Annotated in this window: 17 protein-coding genes; 12 read left to right on the top strand and 5 right to left on the bottom strand. The window is 49.6% G+C overall.

Features of this window, described 5'->3' with window-relative positions:
* Window positions 1-182 precede the first annotated feature (182 nt).
* Together pyrC and IEX02_RS01725 are read left to right on the top strand one after the other, a co-directional pair.
* Window positions 183-1,220: a dihydroorotase gene (pyrC, locus tag IEX02_RS01730; RefSeq protein WP_188689410.1), complete on the top strand. Its 1,038-nt coding sequence runs from the start codon at window positions 183-185 to the stop codon at window positions 1,218-1,220.
* Between the two features lie 26 nt (window positions 1,221-1,246).
* Window positions 1,247-2,068, top strand: a complete 822-nt coding sequence (locus IEX02_RS01725) for a substrate-binding periplasmic protein (RefSeq protein WP_188689407.1) — start codon at window positions 1,247-1,249, stop codon at window positions 2,066-2,068.
* Window positions 2,069-2,096: 28 nt separating this feature from the next.
* Here IEX02_RS01725 and IEX02_RS01720 read toward each other — a convergent pair whose 3' ends face one another.
* Window positions 2,097-2,951 carry an ion transporter gene (locus IEX02_RS01720; protein WP_188689404.1) on the bottom strand — a complete coding sequence of 285 codons (855 nt, stop codon included), beginning with the start codon at window positions 2,949-2,951 and terminating at the stop codon, window positions 2,097-2,099.
* Window positions 2,952-3,091: 140 nt separating this feature from the next.
* On the opposite strand from IEX02_RS01720, the gene dbpA reads away from it, so the two are divergent.
* Both dbpA and IEX02_RS01710 read left to right on the top strand, forming a co-directional pair.
* Window positions 3,092-4,468: an ATP-dependent RNA helicase DbpA gene (dbpA, locus tag IEX02_RS01715; RefSeq protein ID WP_188689401.1), complete on the top strand. Its 1,377-nt coding sequence runs from the start codon at window positions 3,092-3,094 to the stop codon at window positions 4,466-4,468.
* 150 nt (window positions 4,469-4,618) lie between these two features.
* A complete protein-coding gene (locus IEX02_RS01710) occupies window positions 4,619-6,448 on the top strand; it encodes an ABC transporter ATP-binding protein (protein WP_188689398.1) in 1,830 nt (609 codons plus the stop codon).
* A 19-nt stretch (window positions 6,449-6,467) separates the two neighbouring features.
* Here the strand turns inward: IEX02_RS01710 and IEX02_RS01705 are convergent, their stop codons facing one another.
* Complete coding sequence (locus IEX02_RS01705) at window positions 6,468-7,568, bottom strand: hypothetical protein (protein WP_188689394.1); 1,101 nt, start codon at window positions 7,566-7,568, stop codon at window positions 6,468-6,470.
* A gap of 291 nt (window positions 7,569-7,859) precedes the next feature.
* On the opposite strand from IEX02_RS01705, the gene IEX02_RS01700 reads away from it, so the two are divergent.
* The 5 genes from IEX02_RS01700 to IEX02_RS01680 all read left to right on the top strand — a co-directional run bounded on the left by IEX02_RS01700 (window position 7,860) and on the right by IEX02_RS01680 (window position 12,643).
* A complete protein-coding gene (locus IEX02_RS01700; protein ID WP_188689391.1) occupies window positions 7,860-8,276 on the top strand; it encodes a hypothetical protein in 417 nt (138 codons plus the stop codon).
* Between the two features lie 13 nt (window positions 8,277-8,289).
* Window positions 8,290-9,879, top strand: a complete 1,590-nt coding sequence (locus tag IEX02_RS01695; protein WP_188689388.1) for a M28 family metallopeptidase — start codon at window positions 8,290-8,292, stop codon at window positions 9,877-9,879.
* A gap of 102 nt (window positions 9,880-9,981) precedes the next feature.
* Entirely contained in the window at window positions 9,982-10,455 is a 474-nt protein-coding gene (locus IEX02_RS01690; protein ID WP_188689385.1) for a cytochrome C, read from the top strand.
* A 107-nt stretch (window positions 10,456-10,562) separates the two neighbouring features.
* Entirely contained in the window at window positions 10,563-11,723 is a 1,161-nt protein-coding gene (locus IEX02_RS01685) for a tetratricopeptide repeat protein (RefSeq protein WP_188689382.1), read from the top strand.
* On the top strand, window positions 11,723-12,643 hold the full coding sequence (locus IEX02_RS01680; RefSeq protein ID WP_229702091.1) for a M20/M25/M40 family metallo-hydrolase: 921 nt from the start codon (window positions 11,723-11,725) through the stop codon (window positions 12,641-12,643). Before IEX02_RS01685 ends, IEX02_RS01680 begins: the two co-directional genes overlap by 1 nt.
* On the opposite strand, the gene IEX02_RS01675 is transcribed toward IEX02_RS01680, so the two are convergent.
* Window positions 12,612-13,520, bottom strand: a complete 909-nt coding sequence (locus tag IEX02_RS01675; protein ID WP_229701984.1) for a phospholipase A — start codon at window positions 13,518-13,520, stop codon at window positions 12,612-12,614. The genes IEX02_RS01680 and IEX02_RS01675 overlap by 32 nt on opposite strands.
* Window positions 13,521-13,767: 247 nt before the next feature.
* Between IEX02_RS01675 and glnK the strand changes: the two genes are divergently transcribed.
* From glnK to IEX02_RS01660, 3 genes are all read left to right on the top strand, one after another.
* Entirely contained in the window at window positions 13,768-14,106 is a 339-nt protein-coding gene (gene glnK / locus IEX02_RS01670) for a P-II family nitrogen regulator (protein WP_188689374.1), read from the top strand.
* Between the two features lie 20 nt (window positions 14,107-14,126).
* Window positions 14,127-15,395, top strand: a complete 1,269-nt coding sequence (amtB, locus tag IEX02_RS01665; protein WP_188689356.1) for an ammonium transporter AmtB — start codon at window positions 14,127-14,129, stop codon at window positions 15,393-15,395.
* A gap of 322 nt (window positions 15,396-15,717) precedes the next feature.
* Window positions 15,718-16,641, top strand: a complete 924-nt coding sequence (locus IEX02_RS01660) for a Dyp-type peroxidase (RefSeq protein ID WP_188689353.1) — start codon at window positions 15,718-15,720, stop codon at window positions 16,639-16,641.
* 48 nt (window positions 16,642-16,689) lie between these two features.
* Here the strand turns inward: IEX02_RS01660 and IEX02_RS01655 are convergent, their stop codons facing one another.
* Window positions 16,690-18,315: an alkaline phosphatase family protein gene (locus tag IEX02_RS01655; protein ID WP_188689350.1), complete on the bottom strand. Its 1,626-nt coding sequence runs from the start codon at window positions 18,313-18,315 to the stop codon at window positions 16,690-16,692.
* Between the two features lie 48 nt (window positions 18,316-18,363).
* Window positions 18,364-19,203: an isopenicillin N synthase family dioxygenase gene (locus IEX02_RS01650; protein WP_188689348.1), complete on the bottom strand. Its 840-nt coding sequence runs from the start codon at window positions 19,201-19,203 to the stop codon at window positions 18,364-18,366.
* Between the last annotated feature and the right edge of the window lie 25 nt (window positions 19,204-19,228).

The raw sequence follows: 19,228 nt of genomic DNA, 5'->3' as shown, positions 1-19,228 counted from the left end.
ATGTTACTTAAGCAACAAATGCACAGAAAAAACTCTGTGCAGTCTACTATTTACGCGCTTAGGCTGTCACGGCAAGCTGTAAATTTATGTGATTTTACACAACGACTTTGACTGTTCTGGCATAATGACCGGGTACAGACTATTCAGTACATGCAGCGTAACAGGATAAGACCGAGGATTTCATGACAGAATTGATCATTACTACACCAGACGATTGGCATTTGCATTTTCGCGATGGCGACATCTTAAAGGAAACCGTTCCGGCCACTGCGCGCTGCTTCCGTCGGGCTATTGTTATGCCTAATCTGGTTCCTCCTGTGACTGATGCCGAAATGTTGGTGGCGTATCGTCAGCGCATTCTGGCTGCCAAACCGGCCAATAGTGATTTTGAACCCTTGATGACGCTTTATCTGACTAACCAGACCAGCGTGGAAGATATTCGAGCGGCTAAAGCTGCCGGTGCTGTTGCTGCCAAGCTCTATCCGGCTGGCGCAACCACTAACTCAGATGCTGCGGTGTCTGCCTTAGATGCGTTATTCCCCATTTTTGCTGAGATGGCTGAACAAGGGATGTTGTTGCTGATCCATGGTGAAGTGACAGATGCTGATATCGATATTTTTGACCGAGAAAAAGTGTTTATTGACAGGCACCTGCAACGAATTGTGGCCAATTTCCCTGAACTGAAGGTGGTACTGGAACACATTACTACTGCCGATGCGGCACAGTTTGTGAGTGGGGCTTCAGACCACGTGGCGGCCACTATTACTCCTCAGCACTTAATGCTTAATCGTAATCACTTGCTGGTGGGAGGCATTCGTCCACACAATTACTGCTTACCGGTACTGAAACGCAGCACCCATCAGCAAGCCCTACGGGATGTTGTTGCGTCTGGCTCAACTAAGTTTTTCCTGGGCACGGATTCGGCGCCGCACGAAAAACACCGCAAGGAGTCTGCCTGCGGCTGCGCCGGCTGCTACAGCGCCTGGAGTGCAATAGAGCTTTACGCTCAGGTATTTGAAGAGCTGGGATGTCTGGATAAGCTAGAGGGCTTTGCCAGCCACTACGGCGCCGACTTCTACGGGCTGCCCCGTAATCCGGGCAGCATCACTTTGGTGCGCGAACCCTGGCAAATCCCTGAGCAGATAACCCTTCCTAATGGGAATCCCATTGTGCCCTTCCATGCTGGCCAATTGGTGAATTGGAAGTTGAAGATTTCATAGTGGTATAAATCGGCGAGCAGAGAGCAATGTTGAAACAGGGATGGATATTTGTCACTACACTCTTGCTGAGCCAATGGGGATGGGCGCACGAAGATCCGCTGGTTATTCTGACGCATCCTGAGCCCCCTTTTGTTTATACCAATGACAAAGGGGAGTTGGATGGCTATGCCGTGCAATTGGTGCAGGGGATCCAACAGCAGACCAGCAGCCACGCGCCTATTTTGTTGCACCCCTGGGCAAGAGTGTATTTGCGCGCCAGCACGGAAGCCAACCTGATGGTGTTTTCTATGGTGCGCAATGCTGAACGCGAAGCGCGTTTTCATTGGATCACCCCGATCACCCGTAATCCCCATGCTTTGTTTGCCAAAAATGGTGTGATAAAACGCCTGGATAAGTTATCCGATTTAGCCGTTTTGCCTGCTGTTGGTGTACAACGGGGTGATTTCAGGGAACAGCTACTTATCGAGGCCGGGCTGGAAAATATCGTCTCTTATACCACCTGGGAACAGGCGGTAGGGGCCTTGCTGAAGGACAGGGTTAACGCGCTGTTCTTTTCTGGTGCAGGTATCAGCTATTTTTGTATGCAGTTAAAAGAAGACTGCAGTGATATTGTGAATGTTTACCAACATCAGGTGGAAACCACTTACCTGGCAATGTCCATGGATAGCCCTATAAGTCAGGTGAGAGAGTGGCAGGAAGCAGCAGCTCGTTATAAAGAAAGCCCGGCATTTAAATATCTGGCCGAACAGTGGTTAACCCGCTATCGCAAGGACTTTGGTTTCACTCTTCAATTGCAAGATAACACCCTGTATTTTGCCCAGTTCAGAGAGGCTAGTCAGTGGCGCTAAGGCTTTGATTGAATGATTAAAAGCGGCACTAAATGCCGCTTTTTTTATCGTTGTTTTTGGCCATATCCAACTTGTCCGTTAGCGCTTGTAGCTGTGCTTGCAGTTTTTGAATGTCTTCTTTACTGGCCGGTGCTGATTCAGGATGGCGGCTAACGTCCTCTTCATGCATAACTTGCATGGCATCCACAATGATCCCGATAAATAAGTTCAGCACCGCAAAGCTGGTGATAATGATAAAGGGCACAAAGAACAGCCAGGACCAGGGGAACAGTTCCATGGTAGGCCTGACAATACCCATGGACCAGCTTTCCAGCGTCATCACCTGAAATAGGGTATAGGCGGAGGCCCCGATGCTGCCAAACCATTCCTGCATATTGGCATCAGGATGAGTGCCAAACAGCTTAGTGACTAGTACTGCTGAGACATAGAAAATAATGCCTAGCACACCTACCACAGACGCCATGCCAGGTAAGGAATGGCCCAATGCACCTATTACCCGGCGCATTTGCGGCACCACAGAGAATAACCTCAGTACCCGCAATATTCTGAAAGCCCGCAATACGGCAAGCGGACCGCTGGTGGGTAACCAGGACAGCAACACAATAATCAAATCGAACCAGTTCCAACCGGAGCGAAAAAAATGTTGCCGATAAGCAATCAGCTTAAGACTCAACTCCAGAGTGAATACACACAGGATAATAGTATCCAGCCAACGCAAGAACTGGATGTTGGCCTGTCCAAAGGCGGTGGTTTCTAATCCTAGGGTTACCGCATTGAGCAAGATCAGAGCGATGATGCCGTTGCTAAACCAGGAGCGCTCTAGTAAGCGCTGGACGGCTGATGAAGACGTTGACGCTGTTTGTGAACTTAATTGGGACTGCATGGTTGGTATTTGGTTGCCAAAGAACGAGCCTAAAGTGAGGGCAAGCAGGCGTTTTACAAGATGGATTGCACAATTAATACATTCTGCACTAACTCAATGAGGTAAACTAGCGGCCGATTTTATTGTCATGGTTAGAGCAAATGAGTAACGCGTTTTCCACTTTAGCTTTGCCTGCCGCAATGCAGGACAATTTGCTGACACTGGGGTACACCAATATGACGGCGATTCAGGCCGCCAGTTTACCCAGCATTCTGGCCGGTCAGGATGTGACAGCTCAGGCGAGTACTGGAAGTGGCAAGACCGTAGCGTTCAGCATTGGGTTGCTGTGCCGGCTCGAACCCATATCACCCGCAACGCAGGCCCTGGTGTTATGTCCCACCCGCGAACTGGCTGAGCAGGTCTGTGGTGAGATACGAAAACTGGCGAAGTTTCTCGATAATATCAAAGTGTTGCCCTTATACGGCGGTGTGGCAATGGCGGGGCAAGTGGCGTCCTTGCAACATGGCGCGCAAATTGTTGTAGGCACTCCCGGGCGGGTGTTGGATCATGTGCGTCGGGGGAATCTGAATTTAAGCAAAGTGAATACGCTGGTCTTGGATGAGGCGGATCGCATGCTGGATATGGGGTTTGCCGATGACCTTGATGCGTTGGTCAGGGCGACCCCTGCTAACCGTCAAACCTTGTTGTTTTCTGCGACTTATCCAGAGGGGATTGAGCACATCAGTCGCAGCTTGCAGAAACAACCGCAACGCATCCAGGTAGAAAGTCTGCATAGCCAGGATAAAATTACTCAGTTTTTTTATGAAATCAGCGAAGACAAGCGTTTGCATGCCTTGCGTTGTTTGTTGACGCACTACGAACCTGAAGCGGCAATAGTGTTTTGTAACACCAAGGCCGAATGTCAGCAGGTTGCCGATGATTTGCAAGATAAAGGCTTCAGTGCCCTGGCTCTACATGGTGATTTAGAGCAGCGTCAGCGCCAAGAAGTGTTGCTACAGTTCGCCCAGCGTAGTCTGACTGTGTTGGTGGCTACCGATGTGGCGGCAAGAGGCTTGGATATTAAAGATGTGGATGCGGTGATTAACTATCACCTGGCCAGCGATGTTGACACCCATATCCATCGTATTGGTCGCACCGGCAGGGCTGATAAAAAGGGACTGGCGCTGACGCTTTGCTCTGCACAGGAAGCGTCCCGGGCAGCAGCGGTGGAAGAATCTCAGCAGCAAGCTATCAACTGGGCCGACATTGAACGGGTTCGTTACAATGGCCGAGCCATTCGTGAACCGGCGTTTCGTACCATTTGTATCGACGGAGGGCGTAAAGATAAATTGCGTGCCGGCGATATTCTCGGTGCCCTGACTAAAGATGGTGGCATTGAAGGCGTTGATGTGGGTCAGATTAATTTGTTGGATAATCAGACCTATGTGGCGATAAAGGCGCGCAGCGTAAAGCGCAGCCTGGCCTATCTCAGGGAAGGTAAAATTAAAGGTCGTCGCTTTCGGGCCAGAAAGCTATAAAGGTTATCTTCAGCATTCGCTGCACTATCTCCCATTACCCCTGCTTGATTTCCTGACGGCAGGGGAAAGTGGAGCCCCTCTGTCAGTCAGATTTGAAATCAGCACCGCGGTATTTTTAGCCCGGTAACTGCGACTCATAAAGGTACGTCAATGTTTGGATTGTTTGAACGCCTGGTAAAGGCTTTCCCTGCTGAATCTCCCCAGCAGCCTCCCGGCAACTTGCTGGCCTTTTGCTTGTATTACTGTAAAGGCATGAAGCGGATCTTGATCAGCCTATCTTTGCTAAGTGCCCTGATCGCCATTTTGGAAGTTAGCTTATTTGGTTATCTGGGCCAATTGGTTGACTGGTTCGCGACCCGTGACCGGGCTACCTTTTTGCAGCAAGAAGGGCACAGCTTGTTATGGATGACAGTGGTGATTCTGCTGCTGTTACCCGGCACTGTCTTTTTACACTCATTAGTTAATCATCAGGGCCTGCTGGGGAACTTCCCCATGCGTATTCGTTGGCAGGCGCATCGCTACCTGTTGGGGCAAAGCCTGGGCTTTTTCCAGCATGAATTTGCCGGCAGAGTAGCGACCAAGGTGATGCAGACAGCGTTGTCGGTCAGGCAAACGGTTCTCAAACTGTTGGACCTGATGGTGTATGTGAGCGTTTACTTTATCAGTGCCTTTGTGGTGGTTTTTGCCGTCGATTGGCGACTTAGTTTGCCATTGGCTGTGTGGTTTTTGGTTTATGTAGGCATTCTGAAAGTGCTGTTGCCTCGGCTGGAAAAAGTCTCTGAACGTCAAGCCGATGCGCGCTCCATTATGACTGGCCGGGTTGTCGACAGTTACACCAATATCACAACGGTGAAATTGTTCGCGCATACCAATCGTGAAACACAATATGCCCGTGACAGTATGGAAAAGTTCTTGTCTACGGTATATCCACAGATGCGTCTGGTAACGGTACTGAACGCTTGTGTGTGGTTTAGCAATGCATTGCTGATTTTTTCCACCAGTGCCCTGGCGATTTATCTGTGGTTGAATGAATTGGCAACCCCCGGAGATATTGCTGTGGCGGTTAGCCTAGCACTGCGCCTCAATGGCATGTCGCAATGGATTATGTGGGAAGTAGCAGGTTTATTTGAAAACATCGGCACAGTGCAAGACGGTATGAATACCTTGTCTAAGCCTGTGGCTGTGCAAGACCAGGCAGATGCGAGGCCCTTGGAGATTCAGGGGGGGAGTATTGAGTTTCGTCATGCTTCCTTTGCCTATGACAATCGCAATAAGGTGTTTGACGAGCTGGATATCCAGATAAAGCCAGGCGAAAAAGTCGGGTTGGTGGGAAGATCCGGGGCAGGTAAGTCTACCTTGGTTAACCTGCTGCTGCGCTTTTATGATCTTAACGCCGGGCAGATCTTGATCGATGGTCAGGACATTCGCGAGGTGAGTCAGGAAAGCCTGCGGGAGCATATCAGTATGGTGACGCAGGATACCTCCTTGCTGCATAGATCAGTCAGGGAAAACATTCTGTATGGGCGGCTGGATGCCAGTGAAGAAGACATGATAAGAGCAGCCAAACAGGCGGAAGCGCACGAGTTTATTCAGAATCTGTCTGATCTGCACGGCCGTACCGGCTACGATGCCCATGTTGGCGAGCGCGGTGTCACGCTCTCTGGCGGTCAGCGTCAGCGTATTGCTATTGCCCGGGTTATGCTAAAAGATGCGCCCATCCTTATCTTGGATGAGGCCACCTCGGCGTTGGATTCTGAGGTGGAAGTGGCTATTCAGGAATGTCTGAATAAGGTGATGGAAAACAAAACCGTGCTGGCCATTGCCCATCGTCTATCGACTATTGCAGCCATGGATAGATTGCTGGTGTTGGATAAAGGGCGAGTCGTAGAATCTGGTACTCATGCCGAATTGCTGGCGAAAAAGGGCATTTATGCGAAGTTATGGGCCCATCAAACCGGTGGTTTTCTGGGCCTGGAATAAAAGTAGCAGCGTGATGCGGCTATTTTCTCAGCCTGCTCACTCCCAGTGACAACATGCCTAATGCGAACAGCATCAGTATGTGTGGCTCTGGTATTCTCGGTGGTTGGTCAAAGGTTGCGGTACCGATAAACAACTGTTCATAACCATTGTTAATATTTTTGCCGTAACCCGATACTTCACCAGTACAGATTTCATCTGTTGCCTGGCCAAATAAGGGGTCGCAACCCAGCCTTAAGTCAATATGCATGGTGTAGTTGGCCAGCGTGGCATCATCCAGCCCAAATAGTCCCGCCAACAGGGTGTTCAGTTCAGGGGCAACAATGGCGTAGGCTGCCTCGTCTGCCCCCAGGTTATGATTAATCGGGCCTTCATCGGCATCTGGCGACGTACAAGATACTGGGCTGGGAACACCAGGGATCAGGTCGTAGTCTATACAGATAGGGCCACCGGACAGCACATAGTCGGTAGCACTATTATCCCCTATGGTGGGGCCTGCGCCGGTTGAGGTGTAGTTGGTTGGATCGCCAAGAAACTCACCGCCGCCACCTTCTGATACTAAGGCATAGGGTTTGTTGTTGTTGGTAAAGTCATATATGGCAACCCGATTGCCATTGTTGTCGGTGATCTCCAATTGCGCCCAGGCAGCCAGGCTTTGCAGATTACCGCCGTTTAGGTTGTTGTTGTTAAAAAACATGACCATCTGGTCGCCGGCCAGAAAGGTTTTCAGTGCCAACAGTGATGAATCCCAAGTGTTGCTATTATCGCCGAAGAAAGTCGAAACTTCATTGGGGTCGCTGGTGGTCCCCGTACTGAAAAAGTTTGAACCACTGACCCCTGATGGGGTGGCATAAGCATTGTCCATGCCGGCAAAGTTGGTATTTACCGGCATACCAGAGGACCCGGTTGCAACCACGATCAAGTCGCTGATTTGCCCTGGCGAGGACGGAACATGTAACGGACACCCAGGGCCTGTGCAGCCTTGCTGCAATTGACCAATAGGGAGAGAGTAAGAATTAAAATCGCCATAGGTGGCATAACCGATACCGGTCAGGTCTATCATGGCGGCTTGTGATTGCGCTGCGCAGCCCAAAAGAGCAGCAAGTAGTAACTTTCTTTTCATTATCGACTCCAACATAAATGGTGAATCAGCCATCCATGGTTAGATTCGATACTTTGCCGGGGCCTAAACTGCAGGTCTCAGTGTTAGTATGAAAATTAAGCATTTTTCGCGCCGTTTTTTTACTCCTTATTTTTCAATAAGTAATATCTGCCCCTCTATCTGACCTGTAAAAAAGGTCGACAGTGTTTTGGGGAAAAAGCTAAGCAAATCACGGTGAAATTGTCTGCTGGCTCTGCGTCAAAGGTTGGTTACAATGCAGGTTCAATAACGATCGAAGAATCGGTAGGGACAATGGAAAAATTTTTAGCCCATGGCAGTTTTAGTCTGCAGATAGAAGGACGGATTTTACTATTACATGGGGAAGGGCCGGGCAACGCTGAGTTGATTGAACAATATCAGATGGCCGTTGCGCAGCATCGTGAAGCCTTGGCAGGCAAGCCCTGGGGTAATCTGGTTGTGTTGCACGGTGAGTCCTTACTGACACATGATGCCGTGCAATTAATGAATCTGTCTATTGGTCGCTCATGCGCCAGTGGTATGGTGGCTGCTGCAGTGGTGCTTAGCGACACCAATTATCCTGGATTAGGGGAGCAGCTATGGCACCAGATTTATGTAGCGGCTGATATGCCCCATGCCTTTTTTGACAATATTGAATCTGCTCGTGGCTGGTTGTTGGAGCAGATAGACCTGGCGAATAGCAAGACTTAACAGAGGGTTTACTATGAAGCGTACTATCTTACCCGGCTGTCTGTGTGCCCTGGCGTTTTCTGTGTTTGCAGCAGATACACCGGCAGGTTTTTCGCAGACAAACTACCAAACTCATGTCACTGAATTGGCTTCGGATGCATTTGAAGGGCGGGCGCCTATGTCTGCAGGCGAAGAGAAGACAGTGCAATATCTGGTTGCGCAGCTAAAGGCAATGGGGATTCAGCCAGGTTATTTTGGTGATTATGTGCAAAAAGTGCCGATGGCTGGTATTGCTGCCTCACAAGATATGCAGTTAACGCTAGGGGAGCAGGTGTTTAAGCCGGGGCTGGACTTTGTCTCTCGTACCCAGCAGTTGGCCGCCAAAACGCAATTGCTGGACTCTCCGGTTTTGTTTGTTGGTTATGGCATAGACGCGCCTGAGTTTGATTGGCATGACTATCGAGATCTCGATGTAAGGGGGAAAACCTTACTGATGCTGGTCAATGACCCTGGCTACGCTACTCAGGATGAGGCGTTATTTCGTGGCAACGCCATGACCTATTACGGTCGCTGGACTTACAAGTATGAAGAGGCTATTCGCCGCGGTGCAGCCGGGGTCTTTATTATTCATGAAACCGGGGCGGCAGGTTACCCCTGGTCGGTTGTCGAGTCCGGCGCCACGGGCACCAAATTTACCCTGGTAGATAAGGATAATAATGCCTCAGAGCTGGACGCCATGGGATGGATCCAGACCGAGGCAACTCGTCGGCTTTTTTCATCTTTGGGGCTGGATTTTGATGCCTTAAAAGCGGCAGCGGCTAAACCTGGATTCAAGGCTTTGGACTTAGGCATAAAGGCCAATCTGCTCAGTAAGCACTGGCGTCAGATGGGAGAGAGTCGCAATGTCGTTGGTCTGATTCCTGGTCAAAAACAAGCCGATGAATACATTGTGCTTTCTGCGCATTGGGATGGGTTTGGTAAGAAGGTCGGCGTGAAAGGAGACAGCATCTTTAACGCGGCCGTTGATAATGCGACTGGGGTTGCTGGGGTGTTGGAATTGGCCAGAATGCTGACCCAAAGTGAAACGCCGCTATCCCGTTCTGTCCTGCTGGCCTTTTTTACTGCCGAGGAGACCGGTTTGCTTGGGGCCAGAGCCTTTGCAGAGAAGCCGCCGGTGGCGACCAGACAAATGGTTGCTTTGCTGAATATTGATAGCATGAATATGACAGGTAAAACGGATTATGTCCTGCAGTATGGCAATGGACTGCAGGAGCTTGAAGATTGGTTGGCGAAAGCGGCCGGTCAGCAACAACGTCGAATCAAACTGGATGCCAACCCCCAGAATGGCTTGTTTTTCCGTTCCGATCATTTTGCTCTGGCCAAACATGGAGTACCGGGACTGCTATTTATGGATTTAGGTGACAGCGACCCGGATTACATTGCTAACCGTTACCACAAGCCCAATGACGAGGTATTGCCAACCTGGAAATACGACGGTGTCGAGCAGGACCTTAACCTGATCTATAACCTGGTTGAGAAGCTTGCCAATGGAAGTGCCTGGCCTGCATGGAAAGATGGCGCCGAGTTTAAGTCTGTCAGGGAGGCTGATCGCGCCAATCCTTAGACCAGAATTAAGGGTTACCTTAAGGCAAGCGCAGCACAACACTAAGGGCCCACTTTCAGATAAACAACTAGACTTGTGCTGTTCGTTTATCTGGAGACTGTGATGAAAATCGCAATTGTTAGTGTGATGATGGTACTGGCTTGTCAAAGTGTGGCGGCGGAATCGGCGGTAGACCGGGGCCGCTACCTGGTAAAAATAGCGGGGTGTACTGATTGCCACACCAAAGACTATGCCCTGTTGGGCGGCAAGGTGGCCGAAGCGCAATGGCTGCTTGGCGACCAGGTTGGTTTTGCTGGTCCTTGGGGTGTTAGTTATGCCGGTAATCTCAGACTGAAAGTGGCGTCCATGGACTGGTCTCAATGGCTGGCCAGAATTCAGATGGGTGGTTTGCCCCCGATGCCGTGGCCATCGTTACAGGCCATGACCCGCGAAGATCAAAAAGCAATTTATACCTACATCAGGGCATTGGGCCCTGCAGGGGAGGCTGCGCCAGCCAATCGCATTCCTGGTCAACCTATTGAAACCCCCTATATTTTGTTTGTACCGCAAATGCCGGGAAGCCAAAAGGGGCAATGACACTCACAAGGTAGGAAACAGCAGCTTACAGTTTCAGGGACGCAAAGTGTTGAGAGCTTGTGAATCGCCAACTAAGGTAAAGTAAGCACCATGTTTGGAGCGATTCGATGAAGTTACTTCACTTGCTCATCGTTGCATTGGTCAGCGTTGGTATGATGGCGTGTAGCAGCACGTCGCCGTCGGTTATTGCTAAGCCCCCTCAGCCTCTATTTATGGATACGCATTTTTCTGGATTTGATCAGCTTCAGGTGGAAACCGAGCAAGAGGTTTTTGCCCTGGATGAAGATATGATTCGCTTCGCAGAAAAGGTCAGTGCCGGAGCGAATGAGCCCAAGGCTGCCGCCAAGCAACTGGTTAGGGCTGTGTTTGGACGGGCAAGCTTGAATCTGCTGTATGACAATGAAGCCAACACCATTGCCCAAGATACCTTCCACAATCGGGCGGCCAATTGTTTGTCGATGTCAATTATGACATACGCCCTTGCGACGCAGGCGGGAATGCAGATCGAATTTCAGGAGGTTGATGTACCAGAATTCTGGACCCGCCGTGATGGTTATAGCTTTCTTAATGGGCACGTAAATTTGCGAATCACTCCCAAACGCTCGCCCAATACCATTTATTTCAGTGCGCAGGCGGTTGAGGTGGACTTTGATCCACAAGTGATGAGTGCCAGATTACCCAGTCGAACCGTCAGTAAGCAAAGAGTATTGGCCATGTTCTATAACAACAAAGCGGCCGATGCACTGGTGCACCACAATGCCAAACAAGCCTATGCATATTCCCGCGCGGCACTGCTCAAGGATCCGTCGCTGGCTGAGGCATGGGTGAATTTAGGGGTGCTTTATCGTCAAAATGGTTTGCTTGAGGCCGCTGAACAAAGCTATCAACGGGCTATACAACTGGAAGGCAGCCGCAGTGCACAGGAAAATCTGGCGGTTATTTACAATATGACCGGTCGTCAGGCTCAAGCCCAACAGATTATCCAGGCATTAGAGGAACAGCGCGCCAGTAATCCGTTCTATCATTTTTTGCTAGGTGAACAGGAATATGAATTGGCCCATTGGCGCGCGGCCATTGGCCATTACCGCCGGGCGATAGAGCTTAATCGCCAGCAACATGAATTCTACTTTGGCTTGGCCAAGGCTTATTATGAGATAGGCGATCTAGCCCTGACTGAGCGATATCTGAAGTTGGCCAAGCGGCGCTCGGTCAATGACCACGATGAGCATAGGTATCAAAGTAAGCTGAACTTGCTGACCAAACTTTGATGCGTATTTGTGGCTTCGTCTTACTGCTGATGTGGTTGGTTGCTGATGCCGCTGCTGACGAACTGCTTTGGCAGCATTTGCAGGTGCTAAGCAGTGATGAAATGAAAGGCAGGGAAACCGGAAGTCCAGGAGCAGAGCTTGCCCGCAATTACATCAAGCAGGTATTTACTGAGCTGAATTTGCAAACCTTTGATGATAGTTATGAGATGCCATTTACTTATCACTTTGTGCTTGGCAAATTATCTGGCGTCAATTTACTCGGGTGGTTGCCAGGAAAACGCTATCCAGGACGTTATCTTGTTGTTAGTGCTCATTATGATCATCTGGGGAGCCAAGGACAGCGTATTTTTAATGGTGCTGACGACAATGCGTCTGGTGTTGCGGTACTACTCTACCTGGCTGCTGCGATGAAAGCCCAGCCGGCTGAACATTCTGTCATATTTCTTGCTACCGATGCAGAAGAGAAGGGGCTCTACGGAGCCCGTGCTTTTGTTGAGGCTTCACCCGTGGCGCTTGCCACGCTCATGGTTAATCTGAATCTGGACATGTTGGGACAGGGTGATAATAGATTGTTGGTAGGTGGCAGCAAACGGTATCCTCAACTCATCGGTGCCGTGCAAGCGAGCATCGATTTGGCGCCCCTGAAACTTGAAACCGGCTTGGAAGGGCTTGCCAGGGGCTATCGTGGCCATGGTTGGATTAACTATGACCGCGCCAGTGACCATGCGGTATTTGGTCAGGTTGGTATTCCTTACTTGTATCTGGGAGTCGGGGAACATCGCTTATATCATACGGAATGGGATGAAATTGAGCGTATCAATCGGGACTATTTTACCAAGGCGGCCGAAACCGCCCTGATTGTACTTAGGCAACTTGACTTGTTAACTATTAAAAGTACGCCAGTTGAATCCCCAGACTGATACGTTGCTGGTGCCTGTTGTAGTCAATAAGTGAATCACCATAGCCGTTAAAATATTGCAGCAAAATTTCGTACCTGTCGTTGATGGGATAGGTCAGGTTAAGCTCTATACTGCCTTTGTTGTCGCTGGTTTTAAGATTGTTACGGATCATCGTCATCAACTTAAAGTTACCCATTTGCGTGCCATATCCTACTTCCATATGACCGAGAAAATGGGTGATATCTGGATTGTCATCACCTCGAGGATCCAGTGGATCTTCCTTTTTATCTTCTTTTATACGGTACCAGGCACGCAGGTAGTAATACGAGTCTTGGTCGGAAAATAGCAGCGAGCCGTAAATACGGTTCCAACTGCGAGAACGTAACTGGTTTTGACCATTAGACTGGTGCTCCATACCAATTTGGGCGAGGTTAAACTGATAACCTAATAGCTTCACATCGGCATCAAAGTTATAAAATATTTCCGGCTGATAATTGGTTTCCCTGAATGGTTTAGATACTTCACTGTTGTAAACCTGCCACATAGACTTGGCGGTAAAGCCAAAGTACAGCCCTTCTAAGCTTGAGGTTTCGTCAGGTCGGTAAATGGGCATCTTTACGCTAATTTGGAACTTGGCTTCCATGTGTTCAACATTGCCCTGGCTAAAGCCATCTTCTCCCAATTGATTTGGGTTCTTTTGATAACTGAAAGGGAGCAGATAATTAGGCTTGTGCTGAGTAATAGCATAAGGATTGATTAGGGCTGCCTTGTCTGACACCAATCGCTCGGTCACCAGAGTTTCGGTTTGCTCTGTATCATCCGCGGTTTCTGTATCTGTGGTTTGGCTGAACGCCGTCCCATGGATGAGACATAAGATCAGTAAACAACTGCGCGTCACGACGATTTCCTTATAAGTATCCTGCAAGCTTTGCCAGTTTACCCCAGTTAAGGGCTGGCAATAACCTGTATCTTCACTGCACGTTATTGGTGCATTTTTGTGCAATAGCACTCTGATGGTGCATGTTGTACCGAAATTATCCGTCAGTATTTTTACAATTTATTGAATTTAAATGAAAAATTCACTTGGCATGGCATTTGTTTGGATCCTGCTGTCAACCAATAACAATTACTTCAGGAGCAACAAGATGAAATTAGTCAGTGCCATCATCAAGCCCTTCAAGCTTGATGATGTTCGTGAAGCGATTTCAGAAATCGGCATAGATGGCCTGACCGTTACCGAAGTCAAAGGCTTTGGGCGTCAGAAAGGGCATACCGAGCTGTATCGCGGAGCAGAATATCAGGTGGATTTCTTGCCCAAAGTAAAGCTGGACATAGCCGTGCAGGATGACCACGTAGACAGATTGGTGGAAGCCATAGTTGACGCGGCGAAAACCGGCAAGATTGGAGACGGCAAAGTGTTCGTCTTTGACCTGGAACATGCAGTCAGGATCCGTACCGGTGAAACTGACAACGACGCAATCTAAACGAAGTAGGAGACGATAACGTGGAACAATCATTTCACCTTCAGTATGCGCTGGATACCTTTTACTTCCTGGTTTGTGGCGCCTTAGTAATGTGGATGGCCGCTGGCTTTGCCATGCTTGAAGCGGGGTTGGTGCGGGCCAAAAATACCACCGAAATCCTGACCAAGAACGTCGCGCTATTTGCTATTGCCTGCATCATGTATCTGGTGTGCGGTTACGCCATTATGTATGACGGCGAGCTTTTCCTGGCCGGTATCGGCAGTGTTGATGTGACATCGACCTTAGGTGAGTTTGCTGGGCGGGAAGACGGATTTGAAGGCGGCGCTATCTATTCAAAAGCATCAGACTTCTTCTTCCAGGTGGTTTTTGTGGCCACGGCGATGAGCATTGTTTCCGGTGCTGTAGCGGAGCGCATGAAGTTGTGGGCATTCTTGGCCTTTGCCGTGGCTATGACCGGCTTTATCTATCCGCTTGAAGGTAGCTGGACGTGGGGCGGTCAAGCGGTGTTTGGTATGTACGTACTCGGAGATATGGGCTTTTCTGACTTTGCCGGTTCCGGCATTGTGCACCTGGCCGGTGCGGCGGCGGCCCTGGCAGGTGTGCTGCTTCTGGGCGCACGTAAGGGTAAGTACACTAAAGATGGCAAGATTAACGCGATTCCGGGTTCTAACCTTCCTCTAGCGACTCTGGGTACCTTTATTTTGTGGATGGGTTGGTTTGGTTTTAATGGTGGCTCAGTGCTGAAACTGGGGGATATAGCCAATGCCAACTCGGTTGCCATGGTCTTCCTTAACACTAACGCTGCTGCTGCCGCTGGTGCCATTGCTGCACTTATTCTGGCCAAGATACTGTTCAAGAAAGCGGATCTGACAATGGTACTGAACGGTGCTTTGGCGGGCCTGGTGGCTATTACTGCAGAGCCGTCCACTCCCACTGCACTGCAAGCTAGTCTGTTTGGTGCCATTGGTGGTGTGCTGGTGGTGCTCTCTATTGTGGCCTTGGACAAGCTGAAAATTGATGACCCGGTTGGTGCAATTTCTGTGCATGGTACGGCAGGCATATTTGGATTGCTAATAGTGCCTCTGACCAATGACGGCGCAACCTTAGCGGGTCAGTTAGCCGGTGCGGTTACCATCTTTGTCTGGGTATTTGGTGCCAGCCTGGTGGTGTGGGGAGTACTCAAAGCCCTGATGGGGATTCGGGTCAGTGAGGAAGATGAGTACCAAGGTCTGGATATGATCGACTGCGGTCTGGAAGCCTATCCTGACTTCACAGGTTCACGTAAGTAACGTATTTGGTGTGGGGCTGATAAGAATAATACTTAGGACCCACCTAAGCTGAGTTCTCGTTACGGGAACACCTGCCAGTGAAACTGGCAAACTTTTCCACTGTGTCCTTTGCCCCGGCCTTTTGGCCCGGGGCTTTTTTTATGTTGATTCTGGCGTATATTATGTCGGATTGCCTATAGGCCAATTCAATGCTCTGATTTTCAAAGCATTGCACTCAATAATCTAGCTGCCGATACAGTCGGCAGTGTCGTGTAAGGTTAGCGCAAAGGAAGCAGCAGACTTTCGCCTGTTAACCTTTATTCGGGGAATGAAGAGGAACCACATGTCGCAGCCGCAAAAGGGTATCTGCGCAGAGCCCAACCTGCATGCGTTGTATCTGCTATTTAATGTCACCGATGATGATACGACTTTGATACGTCGTAAGCTGGCGAAAATACTGGATATTTTCGAACACTATGATGAAGAACATTATGAAGCCATGGTGTCAGGTATCGTTGCAGTGGGTAGCAGCTACTGGATGGATTTGTACCCAGGCTTAATTCCGATGGAATTAGCCCCTTTCCCTGATTTGGCCTGCGAAGACCGACAGGCACCAGTGGTACCTTGTGATTTATTTATTCAGATACGTGCCGATCGGGCGGATATCTGCCACGCCGTGGGCGTGGAGGTATACGAGTTATTGAGAGACCAAGCTGAGTTGGTGGAACAAACCAAGGGCTTTCGTTATCTGGACGGACGGGATTTGTTGGGTTTCGTTGAGGGTGGCAATAATCCTAAAGGGATGAAGAAGCTGTCGGTGGCCATAGTCGGTGATGATGATCCTGACTTTGCCGGTGGGAGTTATGTGCATATTCAGCGTTATCTGCATGACTTGGAGAGGTGGGGGCGGGTTAATATCGCTGATCAGGAAGTGATCATTGGCCGTACCAAAGAGGATGATATCGAGTTCCCGCTGGAAGATAGAGTGGCTTTTAGCCACAGCACTAGAACCAACCTGGTGGATACGTCTGGCAGGCCCATTGAAATTCTGCGCCAGAGCATGCCTTATGGTGATATGCAGAATCAGGGACTGTTTTTTGTGTCATGTTGCAAGAGCCCCAAGCCTTTTTTGCAGATACTTCACAGCCGTATTTTTGGCGACAGACAAGGTAACTACGATCGTTTGCTGGATTACAGCGTGCCGGAAACGGGCGCGGCATTTTTTGCCCCTTCAGTGCACTTTTTAAAACGTGAGGCCAAGTGCTGAAACACTATTTTGGTGGTAAGAAAAAGGGCATCGATGATGCCCTTTGTTTTATCTTAGCGAGACCATTTCCTCTAGAGGGTGGCCTGTTGACTTGTCCGGGTAAGTAATTTGCATCAGAGCCGAGAGCGTCACGGCCATATCTTCTGGCGATACCTGACGGCTGATGGTGCGTGATTTTACTTTCCAACCGGTAAAAAAGACCGGTACATGGGTGTCGTATTTGTAAGGTGAACCATGGGTGGCAGCGGCATAACCTTCAAACATACTGGAAGGAGCTTGGACTAATACCACGTCTCCGGCTCTGGAAGGCACATAGGCACGCTGTACTTTACTGCCAATAGGATCATAAGACAGATCTTCGCTCATCAGCTGTTTGCGGGTAAATACCCGAGCCACACCTGGTAGGCTGGCAGCGTGTTTGGCCACAGCTTGCTGCACGGCGTGGATATCCAGTTTATTTTGCTCTATCAATCCCAGGTCAAGATACAGGAATGGCATTGAGGTTTTGCGCACTAACTTACCTTCAATACCAAACTGCTCCGCCAACTGTTGGTTGATGGCGTCAAACTGTTTACCGGTATTGCCCCTGAAACCGGCAAAGCCGATGCTCTTTTTGTATTCAGGAATGGAATCAACGCCATGGTCAGCGGATAACGCAATCAGCACGTTTTCCAGGCCAACCTGCTTATCCAAAAAGCTGAAAAAGTCAGCCAGGGTGCGGTCCAGGTTGATCAGATTATCTTCAGCTTCAAGACTGTTTGGGCCGAACATATGACCTATGTAGTCATTGGTTGAGAAACTGACAGACAAATAATCGGTAACGTTATCCTTACCCATCTCAGCTTGTTTAACTAAAAGCTTGGCAAATTCTGCGGTTAGCTTGTCACCATAAGGGGTGTACGCGAGCATACCATAGTAGGCTTTATCCGCAGCTTGGGGCATCTGATGAGGGAAGCCGGAACGAAAGCCTTTGGGGGGGATCTGGAACGGACGATTTGCTGCATCGTTGTGATAGCGCGCTTCGTCTTGCGACAGTGTCCAAGCGGTGCCGGTAAAACTGTCTTTTAAGCCGGACGCATTAAAATTAACGGCGTAGTCGGGCAGGCTGTCGAAATAGTAGCTGCTGGAAACAACGTTGCCGCTGTTCTTATCAAACCAAAAAGATTTGCCAAAATGTCCACCGGTTAGCACCGCGCCTCTGTCTTTGGTGGATACCGCGTAGATCTTAGCTTTGCCGTTACTTGCCTGATACAGCTCATCAGAAAAGGTTGAGGCCATCAGGTTGGCAGGGGATGCACTGTAGCCTTCAGCGCCAAGCAGTTGGGTACTCTTGTCCGCCACGCAGTACATACTTTCACCGGTATCTCGGTCTATCCAGCCATTGGATAAAATGCCATGCTCTGTTGGTAGCGCGCCGGTTGCCAACGTGGCATGGCCTACGGCCGTCATAGTCGTTGCGTTGCGATAGTGGGCATTGGTGTAGAGCGTACCGTCTTCCAAAAAGCGCTTAAAGCCTTTTTGATTGCGTTTGTCGACAAAGTTGTTTTGATACTTATGCAGTAAGTCGCCACGTAACTGATCTACCGTGATCTGCACTATCAGCTTGGGGGTATCCGCTAATGCCGGAGCGCTAAAGCAGGCGCAAAGCGCCAGGAAGCGTATCGCATTATTCATACAGTCCTCTTTATTAGGTCAGGCCGGCGCACTGACGCCGGCTAATTCTCAGATTACGCCTAACTCGCGCAAGCGTTCGGTCAGGTAGCTGTCGGCAGTATGGCGCTCAGACAACACTACGTCTGGTCTGGGGTGCAGGAATAAAGGCAGGGAAATCCGAGATTTGGATTGATCTGCCCCTTGTGGGTTGACCACCCTGTGGGTGGTTGACGGGAAATATCCGCCCGAGGCTTCCTGCAACATATCACCTATGTTGACGATCAGGTTGCCAAAATCACAAGGCACATCTAACCACGTATCTTCTTTACTTTTTACCTGCAGCCCTGGTTCATTGGCAGCCGGGAGGATAGTCAACAAGTTAATATCCTCATGCGCTGCTGCACGAATGGCACTTGGCTCTTCGCCACCCGTTAATGGTGGGTAGTGCAACACCCTTAATAGTGTTTTATCGCTGTTCTCAATCATGCTCGATAATGGTTGAGAGTAACGGGCTGACACAGACTCGGGCGAGTGTTTCTCTACCCACGACAGCAGGGTAGCAGCCAATTGATTGGCCGCCAGATAGTAATCGGCCAGTTGCTGACGTAGCGCGTCAGGACAACGTCCCCAAGGGTAGTAATGGAAATATTCCTTAATATCCTTCACTTTGTGTCCCTTGGCTGTCTCTGAGACAGAGGGAGGGAAATAGCCGTCCTGGGTGTCCTTATCGAATAAATACTGCTGCTTTTCTTGTGAATCAAAAAAGCCCTGCCAGTTTTTGTATATGCCATCCACTAAGGATTGCTGGATAGGGTGATTCTTCAATACGCCGAAGCCGGTTTGATGCAGAGACTCCACGAACAGTTTGTCGGCATTTTTGGCCTGGTAATCAACGGCAACTAATTTCATTTTGATACCCGCTTAATATTCCAAA

Source organism: Bowmanella pacifica (assembly GCF_014645355.1).
GTDB lineage: Bacteria > Pseudomonadota > Gammaproteobacteria > Enterobacterales > Alteromonadaceae > Bowmanella > Bowmanella pacifica.
This window is presented reverse-complemented; position numbering and strand designations above follow the sequence as displayed.